At 32.8% G+C, this 793-nt stretch carries 1 protein-coding gene; it reads left to right on the forward strand.

The annotated features are described in order from the left end of the window. Window positions 1-71 precede the first annotated feature (71 nt). Window positions 72-793, forward strand: a 722-nt coding sequence (locus RB298_RS06705; RefSeq protein ID WP_486046474.1) for a LysR family transcriptional regulator, incomplete at its 3' end; no start/stop codon positions are given.

Consider the following 793-nt stretch of genomic DNA (forward strand, 5'->3'; position numbering starts at 1 on the left):
ATATATAAGCATATATTCGACTAAGATATATAATCTATTAAGTTAATAGCCAGAGGCTATGGAGGAATACTATGGATATGAGACTATTTGAATACACCCTAGAAATATATAAAACCAAAAGTTTTACAAAAGCTGCTTCTAATCTCCATATTGCACAGCCATCTTTAAGTAAGCAAATTGCAAAGTTAGAAAATGAGCTCGATATCCGTTTATTTCATCGAAAACCTGGTACAGTGGAACCGACTTCAGATGGCTTATGCTTTGTAAAACAAGCTGAGAAAATACTACAAATGCGTGATGATTTAAAAAGGGAGATACAGGAACGCAAAGAAGGGATTAGAGGTGATTTAAAGATTGGTTCAACAGCAATTACAGGAGGACATATTTTACCTTCACTTCTTAAAAAATATGAGAAACAGTATCCAAATGTACATATTCAGCTTATTGAAGAAGCAACAGAAAAATTAATAGACTTAACTGCTAAAGGTTTAGTTGATATTTCTATTCTGTCACTCCCTATTGAAGATCCTCGCTTAGAAACAAAAATAATACTTACTGAACCACTTTACCTGGCCTTACCACAAGAACGGAAAAAGTGGACTCCAAAAAAAGTTGAAAATGTGATAGCTTCATCGAAATTAAAAGAACAAACAATCTTATCCATTGAAGATTTTGCAAATTGCCCATTTATTTTATTAAAAAAAGGATATGGTTTTCGTCGTACAGTTTTAGAATTATGTGCAAGGGGTAAATTTGAACCCCAGGTTCCTTATGAAACAAGTAGTATTGAAAC

This window comes from Priestia sp. BR_2, from assembly GCF_041954005.1.
Classification (GTDB): domain Bacteria; phylum Bacillota; class Bacilli; order Paenibacillales; family Paenibacillaceae; genus Paenibacillus_AQ; species Paenibacillus_AQ lautus_A.